Here is a 15651-nt window from a genome sequence, read left to right on the forward strand (position 1 = left end):
GCTCCGCTGCGACGGCGAGGGGCGGGAAGGCCCGTGAACGCTTGTCGGGGCCGGAGCCTCAATCAGGGGCCGAGGCGGCGGGCGCGTCAACAGCGCCGCCGCCGCAGCCGGGGAGGGAGGGTGGAAGGCTCAGGGAGCCAGGAAAGGCGCCGCGTTCGCTGCGTAGAGGGCCGCAAGGCCGAAGATCGCATAGAGAACGGGCGCAGCCAGGAAGGCGCGCATGGGGAAACCTCGAACGGTCTGGTTTGAAAGGCCCGGTCGGGAAGCCGCCGGGAGCGCTGAAATAGGGAGGTCGGGAAGGAATTGTAAGGGATTTGCGACAGCTTTTTTGCGCTGCAGCGGAAACGCTGCGTCCCCGTCCGGCGGCCTGTTTTTCGCACAGGGAGAATGCGCCGCCCCGGCGCCCAGAAGGCGGGCAGGGGCGGTCGCGTCAGCCGCCCGCGCGACGGGCGGCGGGCTGCGCGGCGCCTACGGGCGCGCCAGGCGCCGGGCGCGGCCTCACGGCCCCGAGAGGTTCAGCGAGATCAGAATCGCCGTCTGCGCCGCCAGCGCGGCGAGGCCCGCGACGAGCGCCCGAAGCCGCAGGCGCTCGCTCCCCTGCCAGGCGATCAGCCCGCCGTCCAGCAGTCCCAGGACCGCGCTGCAGGCCGACGCAAGGCCCGTCAGCAGCATCACGGCCAGCGCCGCGCCGGCGGAGGGGTCCCCGCGCGCGTCGGCGAGCAGCAGGCGCCCGAGCAGTTCGGCCAGCAGCAGCCCGCCGGGGAGGGCGGCGGCGAGCGCGAGGACCGGCGGCAGCGCGATGCGGCCCGCCCGGCCGGCGGCGCGGGGCCGCAGCCTCGCCATCGCCCAGCCCGCCCGGTCAGCCCGCCGCGGCGGCGATCGGCACGAAGGCGTCGCGGGCGCAGGCGCGGGTGAAGAGCTCGATGCCGCGGTCGAAGTCGCGCAGGGACTGCGGGCCGACCGAGATCCAGCGGTCCGGCTCCACCTGCGCCACCTCGCGCGTCACCAGCACCATGCGCCCCAGGGTCTTGGACAGCTCGTCGAGGCGGGCGACCTTGTTCACCGCCGTGCCGATGGCCGAGAAGGTCAGGCGGGTCGGCACGCCGATGTTGCCGAACATCACCTCGCCCATGCTCATGGCGATGGAGAAGTTCATGCGCTCGCGCGCCTCCTCCGGCGCGGCCCCGATCCAGGCCTCGCGCAGGTCGAGCGCCTTCTCCATCGCGCGCACGGCGGCGCGCACGGCCTCGGGCCCGCCGGTGTCGCCGCGGATCGGGAAGATCGCGAGCACGGCGTCGCCGATGAACTCCAGAATCTCGCCGCCCTCGTCGATCACCGCCTGGGCGGTGCAGTCGTAGTAGGTCTTGAGCAGGTCGAGATAGTCCGCGGGATCCATCTCGTTCGACAGCCGCGTCGAGCCGCGCAGGTCCGAGTGCCAGACGACCGCGCGGATCGTCTCGCCGTCGCCGCGGCGCACGTCGCCCTTCAGGGCGCGCTTGGCCGCGGTGGCGCCCAGGTAGGCGTCCGCGAGGTTGACCATCACCCGCTTCTGGATCGCCGCGTGGCAGGCGACGGCGAAGACCTTCTGCACCCGGCTCAGCGCCTGCAGGTCGCCGTCGGAGAAGCCGCCCGGCCGGGTGGTGGACCACGACGCCATCAGCCCCGAGTCGCCGCCGCGGAAGCCGTCGACCTCGGCCACGCGGAAGCGGGTGGCGGTCAGCAGGTAGTCGGTGAAGCCCTTGTCGTGCAGCTCCTGCAGGACGGGGAAGTCGAGATGCTTCTCCGGCCCCTCCAGCTTGCGGCGCAGGCGGTCGAGCCGGTTGACCAGAACATGCTTGAACGGGCTCTTTTCGAAGTCCTTCGAGCGTTCGGCGTCGTGGCGGAACTGGAACAGCTCCGCCTCCTCGCCCAGGCGCCAGTAGATCTGCTCCGCCTGGAACAGCGGGTGCAGCGTGGGCCAGCTCAGCGCGGCCCGCTCGAGCGGAACGCCGATGGCATGCAGGCGCAGGCACAGATCCCCGAACAGCAGCAGGATGTCGGGGTCGTCCAGCGCCTGATCGAGAAGCCAGGTCTCGATCTCTTCGGAGAGGGGCTCATGCGTCATCGCGGGAAGATAGGCGCGCCCCGGCCGCTCGGCAACGAGGATGCGCGAGAAGGCGCGGGCGTGGCGCGCGGGCCACGGCCGGCGACCGCCCGCGCGGCGTCGCGGCAGGGCCGCGACGGGGCCGCAGGGGGCGGCGGGACGGGAGGCTTGAGCGGGCCGGCGGCGCTGGCTAGGGTGCATTCCGCAAGGTGAAGGCGTCCGGGCCGAGGGGTCGGTTCCGGGAAGGAGCGCCGCGCCGCACAGGGGGTCCATTTCATGAAGCAGCATTCCGGGCGCGCGGGCCGCGCCGGCGGGGCCGCGGCGGGCGCGGCCGCGTTGCTCCTCGGGGTCGGGCTGGCGGCGACGCCGGCCTCGGCCCTGACGATCCAGGTCTCGCAGTCGGTCGCCTCGCTCGCGGGGCCGGAGAGCTCGGCCGGCGGCGGCACGCTGCTGGCGCTGGCGCGTGCGGCCGCCACGGTGTGGGAGGCCGCGCTCGACGACGGCGGCGCGGGCACGGTGGTGAACATCGAGGTGGGCTGGGCCGACATCTCGGGGCTGGGGCGGACCACGACCGCCAGCTCGCCCCCCGCCGGGCCGGGCATGATCGGTCAGGCGAACGCGCGCACGGTGGAGCTCGCGACCAGCGTCTCGGGCGGCTGGCATCTCGACCCGACGCCCTTCGACATGAGCGGCGAATACGCCGCCGTCGCCACGACCACGACGGCGGGCGACGGCGCCGGCGGCTCGATCGAGGCGAGCCGTCGCCACGGCGGCGCGACGGGGGACGCGGCGGGGCGCTTCGACGCCTTCACCGTGCTGATCCACGAGATCGCCCACGCCATCGGCTTCGGCGATTACGGCGACAGCCCCTTCGACGCCGGAGTCGTCGAGATCCTCCAGCCCGGCACGGGCGCGGTCTTCGAGGCCCCGCTGGTGGTCGAGGGCGGCGGCCATGTGCAGGCGCTGCGCGGCGACGGCCTGCCGGATCTCAACAGCCCCTATTTCCACTCGCTGCTCGGGCCGGTGCAGTATGCGGGGCGGCGGGTTCTGCCCTCGCAGGCGGACGTGCTGGTGGTGGCCGAGATCGTGGGCTACCAGCTCGGCGTCTCGGGGACGGGGGTCGGCGCGCAGCTCTCGGCCGGGAGCTTCGGCGCGACGGCCGTGCCGGTTCCGGCGGCGGGCGGGCTGCTGGCCGCGGGCCTCGCGGCGCTCGTCGCCGCGGGGCGGCGCCGGCGGGCCTGAGGCGCGGGCCGCGGCTTGCGGCCGGCAGGGGCGCCCAGGAGCGCGAAGGGCGCGCCGGGGGGCGCGCCCTTCGGTTCGTGCCGAGCCGCGGGCCGGGCCGGGCTCAGGCGCCGGCGAAGCGGGCGGCCATCTCCTCGCGCGCCTCGTCGGTGATCTTGGCGAAGAGCACCTCCGGGACCGTGAACGCATGGCCGGCGGAGAGGGCCGAGAGCGCCTCGCCCACGTCTTTCGGCCAGTCCTTGGAGGCGACCTCGGGATCGAGGCCCAGCGACTCGAGGATCGTGTCGGAGGCGTCGGGCACGAAGGGCCGCGACAGGATCCCGTAGAGGCGCACGAGGTTGAGCGAGAAGCGGATGATCGCGGCCGCCCGCTCGGGGTCGGTCTTGAACACCGCCCAGGGCTCGGCGCGCTGGAGATACTCGTTGCCCGCCACCCAGATCGCGCGCAGCTCGGCCGCGGCGCGGCGGATGGCGATGGCGTCCCAGTGGGCCTCGTAGGCCTTCAGGCGCTCGGCGATCTCGGCGGTCACCTCGGCCTCCATCTCGCCGTAGGCGCCGCCGCGCGGAACTTCCTCGCCGAAGCGGGCGCGGCAGAACTTGGTGACGCGGCTGACGAAGTTGCCGAGCACGTCGGCGAGGTCCTTGTTCACGCCGGCCTGGAAGCTCTCCCAGGTGAAGTCGGTGTCCGCGCTCTCGGGGATGTTGGCGAGCAGCCACCACCGCCAGTAGTCGGGCGGCAGGATGTCGAGCGCCTGGTCCATGAACACGCCCCGGCCCGAGGAGGTCGAGAACTTGCCCCCCTCGTAGTTCAGCCAGTTGGTGGACTTGATGAAGTCGACCAGGTGCCAGCGCTCGTCGCCGTCGGCGGAGGCGCCCATCAGGGTGACGGGGAAGCCCAGCGTGTGGAAGGGGACGTTGTCCTTGCCCATGAACTCGACGTAGCGGACGTCCTCGGCCCCCTTGTCGTCGCGCCACCAGCGCTGCCAGGCGGCGTCGTCCTGGCCGGTGGCGTCGGCCCATTCGGCGGTGGCGGCGATATAGGCGATGGGGGCGTCGAACCAGACGTAGAAGACCTTGCCGTCCATGCCCGGCCAGTCGGCCTCGCCCCTTCTCACCGGGATGCCCCAGTCGAGGTCGCGGGTGATGCCGCGGTCCTGCAGGCCGTCGCCGTCGTTGAGCCACTTCTTCGCGATCGAGGTGGTCAGGACCGGCCAGTCGGTCTTGCTCTCGATCCAGGCGCTCAGCCTGTCGCGCATCGCCGACTGGCGCAGGTGCAGGTGCTTGGTCTCGCGCACCTCGAGGTCGGTGGAGCCGGAGATGGCGGAGTAGGGGTTGATCAGGTCGGTGGGGTCGAGCTGCTTGGTGCAGTTCTCGCACTGGTCGCCGCGGGCCTTCTCGTAGCCGCAGTTGGGGCAGGTCCCCTCGACGTAGCGGTCGGGCAGGAAGCGGCCGTCGGCGGGGGACCAGATCTGCTTCTCGGTCACCTCGGCGATCAGGCCGGCGTCGGCGAGCCGGCCGGCGAGGTGCTGGGTCAGCCGGTGGTTGCGCCGGCTGGACGAGCGGCCGAAATGGTCGAAGCTGAGGCGGAAGCCCCGGGCGATCTCCGCCTGGACCTCGTGCATCTCGTCGCAGAATTCGGCCGGGGACTTGCCGGCCTTGGCGGCGGCGAGCTCGGTGGGGGTGCCGTGTTCGTCGGTCGCGCAGATCAGCAGCACCTCGTGCCCGCGCTGGCGCATCACCCGGGCGTAGGCGTCGGAGGGCAGCTGCGAGCCCACCAGGTTCCCGAGATGCTTGATCCCGTTGATATAGGGCAGGGCGGAGGTGACGAGAATGCGGGTCATGCGGGTCCGGTTGGTCTGCGTGTGGCTGCGGGCGTGCGCGGCGTCCGGTCGGAGGTCGCGCCCCTCATAACGCATGGAGTCTCCCGGGGCGAGGGGCGAGGGGCGAGGGGCCCGCGCGCCCCCCGGCCCGGGACGGCCCGCCCGCCCACCCCCGCCCCGGCCCGGCGGGCGCGCGGGCCCGCTGCGCGCTCCGGCCTCGGAGGCGCAGGGGGCTGTGGGCATGGGGCGGAGATCAGGCCGTCAGCGGCGGCGGCCGAGCAGGCGGTCGACGATGAAGGAGGAGCGGGGCGTGTAGACGTAGGGCGTCTTCTCGGCCGCGGGCGGGCGGGCGCGCATCCGCCAGAAGCCGATCACCGCCAGCGCCACATGGGCGGCGGCGATGAACACGAAGAGCGAGGAGGGCCCCGCCGCCTCGATCAGCCGGGCCGAGAAGAACGGCGCCAGGATCGCGCCCATGGCGTAGATGAAGAGGAGCGAGGCGTTGAGCTCGATCGCCTCCTGGGGCTCGGCGAAGTCGTTGGCGTGGGCGGAGCTGACCGAGTAGATCGGGTAGCTGACCAGGCCGAAGACCAGCGCGCCGCCGTAGATCGCGGCCGGCGAGGCGCCCCCGATCCAGGCGACGCCCAGGCACACCGCCATCGCCGCCACCGACAGCCACACCAGCACCCAGCGCCGGTCGTGCTTGTCCGCGAGCCAGCCGACCGGCGCCTGCGCCAGCGCCCCGCCCAGGATCGCCGCCGAGAGGAACAGCGCGATGCCGTTCGCATCCAGCCCCACCTCCAGCCCGTAGAGCGGGCCCACCATGCGGAAGGCCGGCATGGTGATGCCCGCGACGAACACCCCGGCCGCGCCCAGCGGCGACAGGCGCAGGGTCTTGAGCGGGCGCAGGCGGGGCGGCGTCTCGGGCTTCTCGGGCTCGGGCGCGCTGGTCAGCGTCAGGGGGACCAGGCACAGGCAGCACATGCAGGCGACGATGTTGTAGCTCACGAAGGTCGCGGGCGGCAGGAACGAGATCATCGCCTGCGCCGCCAGCGCCGCGCCCAGGTCCACCACCCGGTAGACGCCGATCACCCGCCCGCGGGTGTCGTTGGTGACCCGCGCCTGCAGCCAGCCCTCGATCACCGTGGCCGAGCCCGCCACCGCGAAGCCGGTCAGCATGCGCAGCACCGCCCAGAACCAGGGCTCGTGCCACAGCGGATGCGCCAGCGCCCCGATCGCGCCCGAGGCCGCGAAGGCCGCGAAGACGCGCACGTGGCCGATGGTGCCGGTCATCCTGGGGGCCAGCCAGCAGCCCACGAAGAAGCCCACGAAATGCGCCGAGCCCAGCAGGCCGATCTCGGCCGCCGAGAAGCCCAGCGCCGCCCCCGACAGCGCGTCCAGCGGCGCCAGCGAGCCCGAGCCGAGCTGCACGAGCACCACCGACATCAGCAGGGCGGCGAAGGAGATGATCAGGCGCATTGGGACGAGGGTCGCGGCTGGGGTCGGGAGGCGGCGCGACGAGGCGGCCAGGGTCCCTCCCCATTGCCCCGATCCGGCGCCGGGGTCGAGCGAATTGCGCGCGCAGGATGTGGAAAATGCCCGGCGACGGCGCGGCCGGAGCGGGCGCAGGCTCGGTGCGGATGGGGAAAAATCGTCCTCCGGGGCCGTGGGCGGCGAGGGAGGCGCGCTGTTCCGCGCCCCGGAGGACCAGCGGCGCTTCCGGCGCCGCCGCGGGTCGGGTCCGATCCGGGGCCTCGTCCTTTCCCCGCGCCCGGGGGAGGGAAGAGGTCCCGGTCCGACGGCCGTCACGCTCACGAGGGACAGAAGCGGGCCGGCTCAGACGAAGCTCGTCGCGGCGATCCGGGCAGGGATTTTCGCGGCGAGTCCGTTGGGACGAGTCGCTTTTGCCACGGCCTGCGTGATCGGAGCGTGACCAAACTCACAAACCGGCGGTTTTTTCATCTGCGCGGCCGTGAAAGCCGCCCCCGCCACGCCTCCCGCGCCCTCGGGCCGCGTCCCGGCCATCACGACGCCCGCCGCAGGCGGCCGGGCGGCGGCCGGCGCCGCCGCGCGGCCCCGGCCCAGGGGCGCGCCGGGGATGCGACGCCCGCCGAGGGCCGAGCGCCCGACGCATGGCGTGCGCCGTGGATCCGACGCCCGCCCCGTCTCGCGTGCGCGACGCTTTCCGGCGCCTCCGGCGCGACGCCTGCTGCGCGCCTCCGGCGCGACGCCTGCTGCGCGCCTCCGGCGCAACGCCTGCTGCGCGCCTCCGGCGCGACGCCTGCCGCGCGCCGCGGGCGCGACAGGGCGACGGGGCGCGGGTCGACGCGGCGCCTGCGCCGGCGGGGGCGGGCGCGCCTTGGGCGCATTGCTCCGCGGGCGCGGCGCTGGTATCCGGACGGCCCGCCCGATCCGACCCACCGGCCCGGTCCCCCGCCGTTCGAACGGGCCTGGCCCCCAACGCGACGAGAGCGCCCGTGGCCGACGCAGACGACACCAAGGACCGGCCGCGCTCGCGCTCGGTGGGAAGCCTCCGCCGGCTGGGGCCGCTGCTCGCCCCCTACCGGGCGATCGCCTGGGGCGCGCTGGCGATGCTGCTGACCACCACCGTCCTCAACCTCGTGCTGCCGATCGTCGCCGGCCGCGTGGTCGACGGCTTCCGGGCCGAGCGCATCGAGCTGATGGACTACTACTTCCTCTCGGCGCTGGGCGTGGCCGCGGCTCTCGCGGCCGCCACCGCCGCGCGCTACTACCTCGTCACGCGCCTCGGCGAGCGCGTGGTCGCCGACGTGCGCCGCATCGTCTACGACCGCGTCATCGGCATGTCCCCCGCCTTCTACGAGCGGCTGATGACCGGCGAGGTGCTCAGCCGCCTCAACGCCGACACCACGCTGCTGCTCTCGGTGGTCTCGTCGTCGGTCTCGGTCGCGCTGCGCAACTCGCTCCTGCTGATGGGGGGGCTCGCGCTGATGTTCTGGACCTCGCCGAAGCTGACCGGCTACGCGCTGCTGATCGTGCCGCTGGTGGTGATCCCGATCCTGACCTTCGGGCGCAAGGTCCGCCGGCTCTCGAAGATCAACCAGGAGGCGCTGGCCGACAGCTCGGCGCGCGCGTCCGAGACGCTGCTCGCCGCGCAGACCGTGCAGGCCTACACCGCCGAGGACGACAGCCGCCGCCTCTACGGCGGGCTGGTGGAGAAAAGCTTCGAGGCCGCCCGCCAGCGCATCTTCGCCCGCGCGCTGTTGACGGCCGCGGTGATCTTCCTGGTGTTCTCCGCCGTCGTGGGCGTGCTGTGGATCGGCGCCGCCGACCTGCGCGACGGCGCGATGTCGGCGGGCGAGCTCGTCCAGTTCCTGATCTACGCGGGCCTCGTGGCCGGCGCCACAGGCTCCCTCTCCGAGATCTGGGGCGAGCTGCAGCGCGCCGCCGGCGCGACCGAGCGCCTGCTGGAGCTGATGGACGCCGAAGACCCGATCCAGGCGCCCGCCGCCCCGGTCCCCGCGCCGAACCCCGCGCGGGGCGAGATCGTCTTCGACGACGTCACCTTCCGCTATCCCTCGCGCCCCGACCGCTCCGCGCTCGACCACGTCTCCTTCACCGTGAAGCCGGGGGAGACCGTGGCGCTGGTGGGGCCCTCGGGGGCGGGCAAGACCACGATCTTCCAGCTCCTGCTGCGCTTCTACGACCCCCAGTCGGGCGAGATCCGCGTCGACGGGACCGGGGCGGGCGCGATGACCCAGCCCGACCTGCGGCGCATCTTCTCGGTGGTCAGCCAGGACCCGGCGATCTTCGCCGACACGGTCGCGGCCAACATCGCCTTCGGCGCCAAGGGCGCCACGCAGGCGCGGATCGAGGCCGCCGCCCGCGCCGCCGCGGCGCATGACTTCATCATGGACCTGCCGGACGGCTACGGCTCCTATGTCGGGGAGCGGGGCGTGATGCTCTCGGGCGGACAGAAGCAGCGGCTGGCGATCGCCCGGGCGATCCTGCGCGACGCGCCGGTGCTGCTGCTCGACGAGGCGACCTCGGCGCTCGACGCCGAGTCCGAGCGCCTGGTGCAGGAGGCGGTCGCGCGCCTGTCGGAGACCCGCACCACGCTGGTCATCGCCCACCGCCTCGCCACCGTGAAGCGCGCCGACCGCATCCTCGTGCTGGAGCGCGGGCGCATCGCCGCCGAGGGCACGCATGAGGAGCTGGTCGCCGCCGACGGAACCTACGCCCGGCTCGCCCGGCTGCAGTTCACGGCCGAGTGACCGGGCCGCGCAGCGCGCGCGCGGCGATTTCGGCGCCCAAGCCGCGGGAATCCCGCTAGTCTCTCCGCGAGAAGCCCGCAGAGGCTTACGTTTACGTCAGGTTTGACTTGCGCCCTGCGCCCGGGGCGGCCAAGTGGAAGCCAAAGCTTCAACTGCAATGTCTCAGGGAGGAGACGGGATGGTCAGCGAGAGCGGCGCGTTCGCCACACGCATGGACAAGGCGCGGTGGGAGGAGGTCCCCGTCTCGGAGCGCTGGAGCGCGAAGAGCGTCTATGAGCAGGTCTCCAGGACCGCCTCGACCTATCCGCGCCGGCCGGCCGTGAGCTTCCAGATCACGTCGGGCCCCACCGACAAGGCGATCACCCTGACCTGGGCCGAGGTCCGCGCCCAGGCCGCCCAGACCGCCAACCTGCTGCGCGAACTGGGCGTGCACGAGGGCGACTCCGTCGCCTACCTGCTGCCCAACTGCAACGAGGCCGCGATCACCCTGATCGCCGGCGCCACCGCGGGCAAGGTCTGCCCGCTGAACCCGCTGCTCGACGCCGAGAGCCTGGGCGCGCTCCTGCGCGAGCTCGACGCCAAGGTGCTGGTGACGCTCGCGCCCTTCCCCAAGACCGACGTCGCCGACAAGGCCGCCGCCGCGGTGGCGCTGGCCCCGAACGTGAAGGCGGTGCTCGAGGTCGACCTGAAGCGCTACCTCTCGCCGCCGCTGAGCTGGATCGTGCCGCTGATCCGGCCAAGGCGCGCCGGCGGGCACAAGGCGAAGGTGCTGGACTTCCACACCGAGGTCGCCAGGCGCTCGGCCGAGCTGACCTTCGCCGAATCCGGCGACGAGAGCCAGATCGGCGCCTGCTTCCACACCGGCGGCACCACCGGCATGCCCAAGGTGGCGCAGCATTCCCATGTGGGGATGCTCTACAACGGCTGGTGCTCGGCCGCGATGATGGTGCGCGAGAGCGACGTGCTGCTCTGCCCGCTGCCGATGTTCCACGTCTTCGCGGCCTATCCGATCTGGATGGCCTGCATCATGTCGGGCGCCCACATGGTGATGCCGACGCCGGCGGGCTATCGCGGCGACGGGGTCTTCGACAACTTCTGGAAGCTGGTCGAGCGCTGGAAGGCCACGCTGATGATCGTGGTGCCCACCGCCGCCGGCGCCCTGATGCAGCGCAAGATCGACGCCGACGTCAGCTCGGTGAAATACGCGCTCTGCGGCTCCTCGCCCCTGCCCAAGGCGCTGTTCGAGCGGTTCGAGCAGGCGACGGGGGTGAAGATCCTCGAGGGCTACGGGATGACCGAGGCGACCTGCCTCGTCTCCTGCAACCCGCGCGACGGGGTGCAGAAGGTGGGCTCGGTCGGGCTGCCGTTCCCCTACACCGACGTGCGGATCCTGCACATGGACGCCTCGGGCGCCGTGACGAAGGAGTGCGGCGTGGACGAGATCGGGGAGATCTGCGTCTCCAACCCCGGCGTGCGGCCGGGGGCGACCTATCTCGAGGCCGCGCGCAACGTGAACCTCTATGCCGACGAGAAATGGCTGCGCACCGGCGACCTGGGCCGGATCGACGCCGACGGCTACATCTGGATCACCGGCCGGGCCAAGGACCTGATCATCCGCGGCGGCCACAACATCGACCCCGCCGAGATCGAGGAGGCGCTGGCCAGGCACCCCTCCGTCGCCTTCGTGGGCGCCATCGGCCAGCCCGACGCGCATTCGGGCGAGGTCCCCGCGGCCTATGTCGAGCTGGCGGCGGGCGCGCAGACCACGGTCGAGGAGCTGCACGCCTGGGCGGTCGAGCACGTCAACGAACGCGCCGCCCACCCGCGCTACATCGAGCTGATGTCCGAGATCCCCAAGACCGCGGTGGGCAAGATCTTCAAGCCCGACCTGCGCAAGAGCGCCATCCGCCGGATCCACGGCGAGGCGCTGGCGGCCGCGGGCATCGAGGCCTCGATCGAGGTGGTCGAGGACAAGAAGCTGGGTCTGGTCAGCGTGGTGACCCCCGCCTCGCCGAACGTGGCCGAGGCGCGCATCCGGGAAGTGCTGGGCGTGTTCCCCCAGCCGGTGCGCGTGACCTCCGCCGCTCCCGCCATGGCCTGAACCGGCCGGCAGGCCGAGATGCGAAGGGCCGCCCCCCTCCGGGGCGGCCCTTCCTGTTTCTCGACGCCCGCCCCGGGGCCGCTCGCGCCCTGCGACGGGCTCAGCCGCCCGCGAGGGGGTGATGCGTCAGCACCAGCTCCCTGAGCCGCGCGTCCAGCACGTGGGTGTAGATCTCGGTGGTCGAGAGGTCCGCGTGCCCCAGCAGCTGCTGGATCGAGCGCAGGTCCGCCCCGTGCGCCAGCAGATGCGTCGCGAAGGCGTGGCGCAGCGTGTGGGGGGAGACCCGGGCCGGCTCGATCCCCGCCGCGGCCGCAAGCCCCTGGACAAGCTGCCACATCCGCTGCCGGGTGACGTGCCCCGCCTTGCCCGGGGAGGGGAACAGGAAGGCCGAGCCCTTCCAGGCCGGCGTCGCGTCGCGATGCGAGAGCCAGGCGGCCAGCATCTCCCGCGCCGGCGGGGAGAGGGGGACCATCCGCTCCTTCCCCCCCTTGCCGCGCACCAGGATCATGCGCGGGTCGCCGCGCACGGCCGCGACGGGCAGCGATACGAGCTCGCTGACCCGAAGGCCGGTGGCGTAGAGCAGCTCCATCAGGCAGGCGAGGCGCAGGGCGTCGCGCTTTCCCGCCTCGGTCCCCCGGGCGGGGCGGCGGGCGGCGGTCATCAGCGCCTCGGCCTCCGCCTCGGTCAGGGTCTTGGGCAGGCGGCGGGCGGCGCCGGGGCCCGAGAGGCGGGCGGCGGGATCGTCCTCGCGCCAGCCCTCCGACAGGGCGAAGCGGTAGAATTGCCGGGCGGCCGACAACCGGCGCGCCCGCGTCGCCTGGCCGAGGCCGCGGGCTTCGAGATCCGACAGCCACGCCTCCAGCGTCCCGCGGTCCGCCTGCGCCCAGTCGGCCCCGGCGAATTCCGCGAGGTCCTGGAGGTCGCGCGCATAGGCGGCGAGCGTGTTGGCGGCGGCGCCGCGCTCGGCCTGCAGCGCCTCGAGGAAGGCGCGCAGGGGATCGCGCGGGACCATCTCAGCCGTTGGGCGGAGGGGCGGGGCGGGAGATCTCGCGCACCGGGGCGGGCAGCTCCGCGAAGGCGGCGTAGACGGCGAAGCCCGCCGCCGCCAGCAGCACGAGATAGAGAAGGTATCTGAAGACCACCGACATGCCTGCTCCGCCGGGCGCCCGGCGGCGCCGATGTTTGCGTTCGATTCGACCGTGCGGCGGGCGCTCCGGCGGGTCTGCGCCCGCCTGGAAGGGTCCGGAGCGCCGCTCCAGCCCCGCCGCATCGGCCCGCCGGCCCTTTGCGCCGCGCGACGCGCTGGCGTAAAGAGGCCCGGCTTCGCCTCGGCGCGCACTCTACAGGGCGCGCGGGGGGCCCGCAACGCGCCCGACCTCGCAGGGTCGTGCGCAGGATCCGCGAGACCATGACCACGTCCGACGCCGACCCCAGGCCGACCGCGGCCGCAGCCCCCGAGCCCGACGCGCCCGAGAGCGGCGCGGCGGCGGCGGATTTCGCCGCCGCCGTGGATGCGGCGGCCGCGGCGGCGGCCGGGGAGCCGGCGGGCGAGCTGCCGGCGCGCGGTCCTCTGCGCCTCGCGCGGCCGGTGGTGCTGATCGGGCTGATGGGGGCGGGCAAGACGTCGGTCGGGCGCAGGCTTGCGGCGCATCTCGGCGCGGGCTTCGTGGACAGCGACGAGGAGGTCGAGCGCGCCGCCCGCATGACCATCCCCGAGATCTTCGCCCAGTACGGCGAGCCCGAGTTCCGCGACGGCGAGCGGCGCGTGATCTCGCGCCTGCTGGAGCGCGGCCCCCAGATCATCGCCACCGGCGGCGGGGCCTGGATGAACGCCCTGACCCGCGAGGCGATCCGCGAACGCGGCGCGACGGTGTGCTGGCTGCGCGCCGAGCTCGACACCCTGCTGGGCCGGGTGATGAAGAAGGGCGGCGCCGCGCGCCCTCTGCTGGCGGTGGGCGACCCGCGCCGGACGCTGGGCGACCTGATGGCCGCGCGCTACCCGGTCTATGCCGAGGCGGACGTGACGGTGGACAGCCACGCCGGCGAGCGGCATGAGGCGGTCGTGGCCCGGATCCTCGACGCGCTCGCCGCGCGGGGCGACGCGGGCCCGGCCTGAACGATTTCCTGGACGAAGGGGCAGGGACCATGCGGGAGACCGTGGACGTCGCGCTGGGCGCGCGGGCTTATTCGATCGAGATCGGCCCCGGCCTGATCGCGCGCGGCGGCGAGTTCATCGCCCCCCTGCTGCCGCGCCCCCGGGTCGCGGTCGTCACCGACGAGACCGTCGCCGCCCGCTGGCTGGAGCCGCTGCGCGAGGGGCTCGCCGCCTCGGGCGTCGCGATGGAGGCGCTGGCCCTGCCGCCGGGCGAGGCCACCAAGAACTGGTCCGACCTCGGCCGTACGGTCGAGTGGCTGCTCGCGCAGAAGGTCGAGCGGGCGGACCTGGTGGTGGCGCTGGGTGGGGGCGTGATCGGCGACCTCGCGGGCTTCGCGGCCGCGATCCTGCGCCGGGGCGTGGGCTTCGTGCAGGTCCCGACCACGCTGCTCGCCCAGGTCGACAGCGCGGTCGGCGGCAAGACCGGGGTGAACTCTCCGCATGGCAAAAACCTGATCGGCGCCTTCCACCAGCCCCGCCTGGTGCTCGCCGACACCGACGCGCTGGAGACGCTGCCCGCGCGCGAACTGCTCTCGGGCTACGCCGAGGTGGTGAAATACGGCCTGCTGGGCGACGCGGCCTTCTTCGAGTGGCTGGAGGGCCAGGGCGGCGCCGCGCTCGCCTCCGGCGACGTGGCCGCCCGGATCCGCGCCGTGCGCCGGTCCTGCGAGATGAAGGCCGAGATCGTGGCCCGCGACGAGACCGAGACGGGGGACCGCGCGCTCCTGAACCTCGGCCACACCTTCGGCCACGCGCTGGAGGCGGCGACGGGCTATTCGTCGCGGCTGCTGCATGGCGAGGGCGTCTCGATCGGCTGCCAGCTCGCCTTCGAGCTCTCGGCGCGGCTGGGCCTCTGCTCGCAGGAGACGCCGGGCCGGGTGGCGGCGCATTTCGAGGCGATGGGGATGCGCGCCAGCCTCGCCGACATCCCCGGCGAGCTGCCCGATTCGGCGGGCCTGATCGCGCTGATGGCGCAGGACAAGAAGGTGAAGGCCGGGGTCCCGACGTTCATCCTCGCGCGCGGCATCGGCGAGGCTTTCGTGACCCGCGACGTTCCGGTCGAAGCGCTGAGCGATACGCTCGACGCGGCTCTGGCCACGCGCAGATCGGGTTGACGTGTCGGGAAAGCCGCAACGGAGAGTTTTCCGAAAAACGTTTTCAGTAAAGTGAATTTTGTCTTGATTGTGACACCCGCCCTCCATATGTAGGCGACGTGACTTTCTGAACGTCACGTGAATGTCGGCCATGGGGATGGACCGGCATTCGGGGTCAAAAGGATAGACGATGTACGTCTCGTTGCGTTCGCTCGCGCGGTTTGCGCGTGGGCTTTCGTTTGCGTCCGTGATGGGGATCGCGTGCGCAATCGGTCTGGGCGGCGGCCAGGCGGCCGCCGCTACGGCGGCCACGCTGCCCTGCACTTCCACCAACATGGCCGGCGACGCCTCGGGGTTCAGCCTGGACTGCCAGGTCCTGGACGCCGAGAACGACAAGGCCGACGTGCTGAACGGGCAGGGCGCCTTCTCGCTCGGCGACTGGGTCTTCGCCTCCAAGCTCGACATCGACGAAGGCAAGTACGAGGGCGCCGGCTTCTCGATCGACGGCGGGGCCGAGGGCGGCTCGTTCAGCCTCGACGACGGGTTCTGGGACCAGTGGTCGAGCGCGGTGATCCTGTTCAAGTCCGCCAACAAGAACGCGCTCAAGAAGGGCGACGTCGACTCGGCGGGCAACGTGGTGATGTTCCTGATCCAGCCGGGCGTGGTCTTCGGCGAGTTCGCCCGCTCGCTGGGCAAGCACGGGATCAGCCACATCAGCCTCTACGCCTCGAACACCAACCTGTTCGACGGCGGCGGCTCGGCCGAGGAGCCGCTGCCCACGCCGCTGCCCGCCTCCGCGCTGATGCTGGTCTCGGCCCTCGCCGGCGCCGGCACGCTGGGGATGCGCGGCCGCCGCAAGGGCTGAGCGCCCGCGCGCGCCCCTGGACGGACCCGCCGCGTCGTT

The 15651-nt window shown here is 73.2% G+C and carries 12 protein-coding genes; 6 read left to right on the plus strand and 6 right to left on the minus strand.

Annotated elements, in window-relative coordinates; genetic code table 11:
* Window positions 1–498: 498 nt before the first annotated feature.
* Window positions 499–843 carry a hypothetical protein gene (locus BM064_RS11600; protein ID WP_092859951.1) on the minus strand — a complete coding sequence of 115 codons (345 nt, stop codon included), beginning with the start codon at window positions 841–843 and terminating at the stop codon, window positions 499–501.
* A 16-nt stretch (window positions 844–859) separates the two neighbouring features.
* A complete protein-coding gene (locus tag BM064_RS11605; protein WP_177236224.1) occupies window positions 860–2104 on the minus strand; it encodes an adenylate/guanylate cyclase domain-containing protein in 1245 nt (414 codons plus the stop codon).
* 255 nt (window positions 2105–2359) lie between these two features.
* On the opposite strand from BM064_RS11605, the gene BM064_RS27435 reads away from it, so the two are divergent.
* Window positions 2360–3325 (plus strand): hypothetical protein, encoded by a 966-nt coding sequence (locus BM064_RS27435; protein ID WP_177236225.1) that lies wholly within the window; start codon window positions 2360–2362, stop codon window positions 3323–3325.
* Between the two features lie 103 nt (window positions 3326–3428).
* Here BM064_RS27435 and metG read toward each other — a convergent pair whose 3' ends face one another.
* Window positions 3429–5165 (minus strand): methionine--tRNA ligase, encoded by a 1737-nt coding sequence (gene metG / locus BM064_RS11610; protein WP_092860337.1) that lies wholly within the window; start codon window positions 5163–5165, stop codon window positions 3429–3431.
* A 240-nt stretch (window positions 5166–5405) separates the two neighbouring features.
* A complete protein-coding gene (locus BM064_RS11615) occupies window positions 5406–6623 on the minus strand; it encodes an MFS transporter (protein ID WP_092859953.1) in 1218 nt (405 codons plus the stop codon).
* Between the two features lie 998 nt (window positions 6624–7621).
* On the opposite strand from BM064_RS11615, the gene BM064_RS11620 reads away from it, so the two are divergent.
* Both BM064_RS11620 and BM064_RS11625 read left to right on the plus strand, forming a co-directional pair.
* Window positions 7622–9397 carry an ABC transporter transmembrane domain-containing protein gene (locus tag BM064_RS11620; protein ID WP_245779131.1) on the plus strand — a complete coding sequence of 592 codons (1776 nt, stop codon included), beginning with the start codon at window positions 7622–7624 and terminating at the stop codon, window positions 9395–9397.
* A gap of 178 nt (window positions 9398–9575) precedes the next feature.
* Window positions 9576–11498 carry an acyl-CoA synthetase gene (locus BM064_RS11625; protein WP_092859955.1) on the plus strand — a complete coding sequence of 641 codons (1923 nt, stop codon included), beginning with the start codon at window positions 9576–9578 and terminating at the stop codon, window positions 11496–11498.
* Window positions 11499–11598: 100 nt separating this feature from the next.
* Here BM064_RS11625 and BM064_RS11630 read toward each other — a convergent pair whose 3' ends face one another.
* Both BM064_RS11630 and BM064_RS28335 read right to left on the minus strand, forming a co-directional pair.
* Window positions 11599–12510 (minus strand): tyrosine recombinase, encoded by a 912-nt coding sequence (locus BM064_RS11630; RefSeq protein ID WP_092859956.1) that lies wholly within the window; start codon window positions 12508–12510, stop codon window positions 11599–11601.
* Between the two features lies 1 nt (window position 12511).
* Complete coding sequence (locus BM064_RS28335) at window positions 12512–12646, minus strand: hypothetical protein (protein WP_281244860.1); 135 nt, start codon at window positions 12644–12646, stop codon at window positions 12512–12514.
* Window positions 12647–12906: 260 nt separating this feature from the next.
* On the opposite strand from BM064_RS28335, the gene BM064_RS11635 reads away from it, so the two are divergent.
* From BM064_RS11635 to BM064_RS11645, 3 genes are all read left to right on the plus strand, one after another.
* Window positions 12907–13614, plus strand: a complete 708-nt coding sequence (locus BM064_RS11635) for a shikimate kinase (protein WP_092859957.1) — start codon at window positions 12907–12909, stop codon at window positions 13612–13614.
* 29 nt (window positions 13615–13643) lie between these two features.
* Entirely contained in the window at window positions 13644–14768 is a 1125-nt protein-coding gene (gene aroB / locus BM064_RS11640) for a 3-dehydroquinate synthase (protein ID WP_092859958.1), read from the plus strand.
* Window positions 14769–14997: 229 nt separating this feature from the next.
* Window positions 14998–15612 (plus strand): hypothetical protein, encoded by a 615-nt coding sequence (locus BM064_RS11645; protein WP_143103311.1) that lies wholly within the window; start codon window positions 14998–15000, stop codon window positions 15610–15612.
* Window positions 15613–15651 lie beyond the last annotated feature (39 nt).

The sequence above is a fragment of the Albimonas pacifica genome (assembly GCF_900113695.1).
GTDB lineage: Bacteria > Pseudomonadota > Alphaproteobacteria > Rhodobacterales > Rhodobacteraceae > Albimonas > Albimonas pacifica.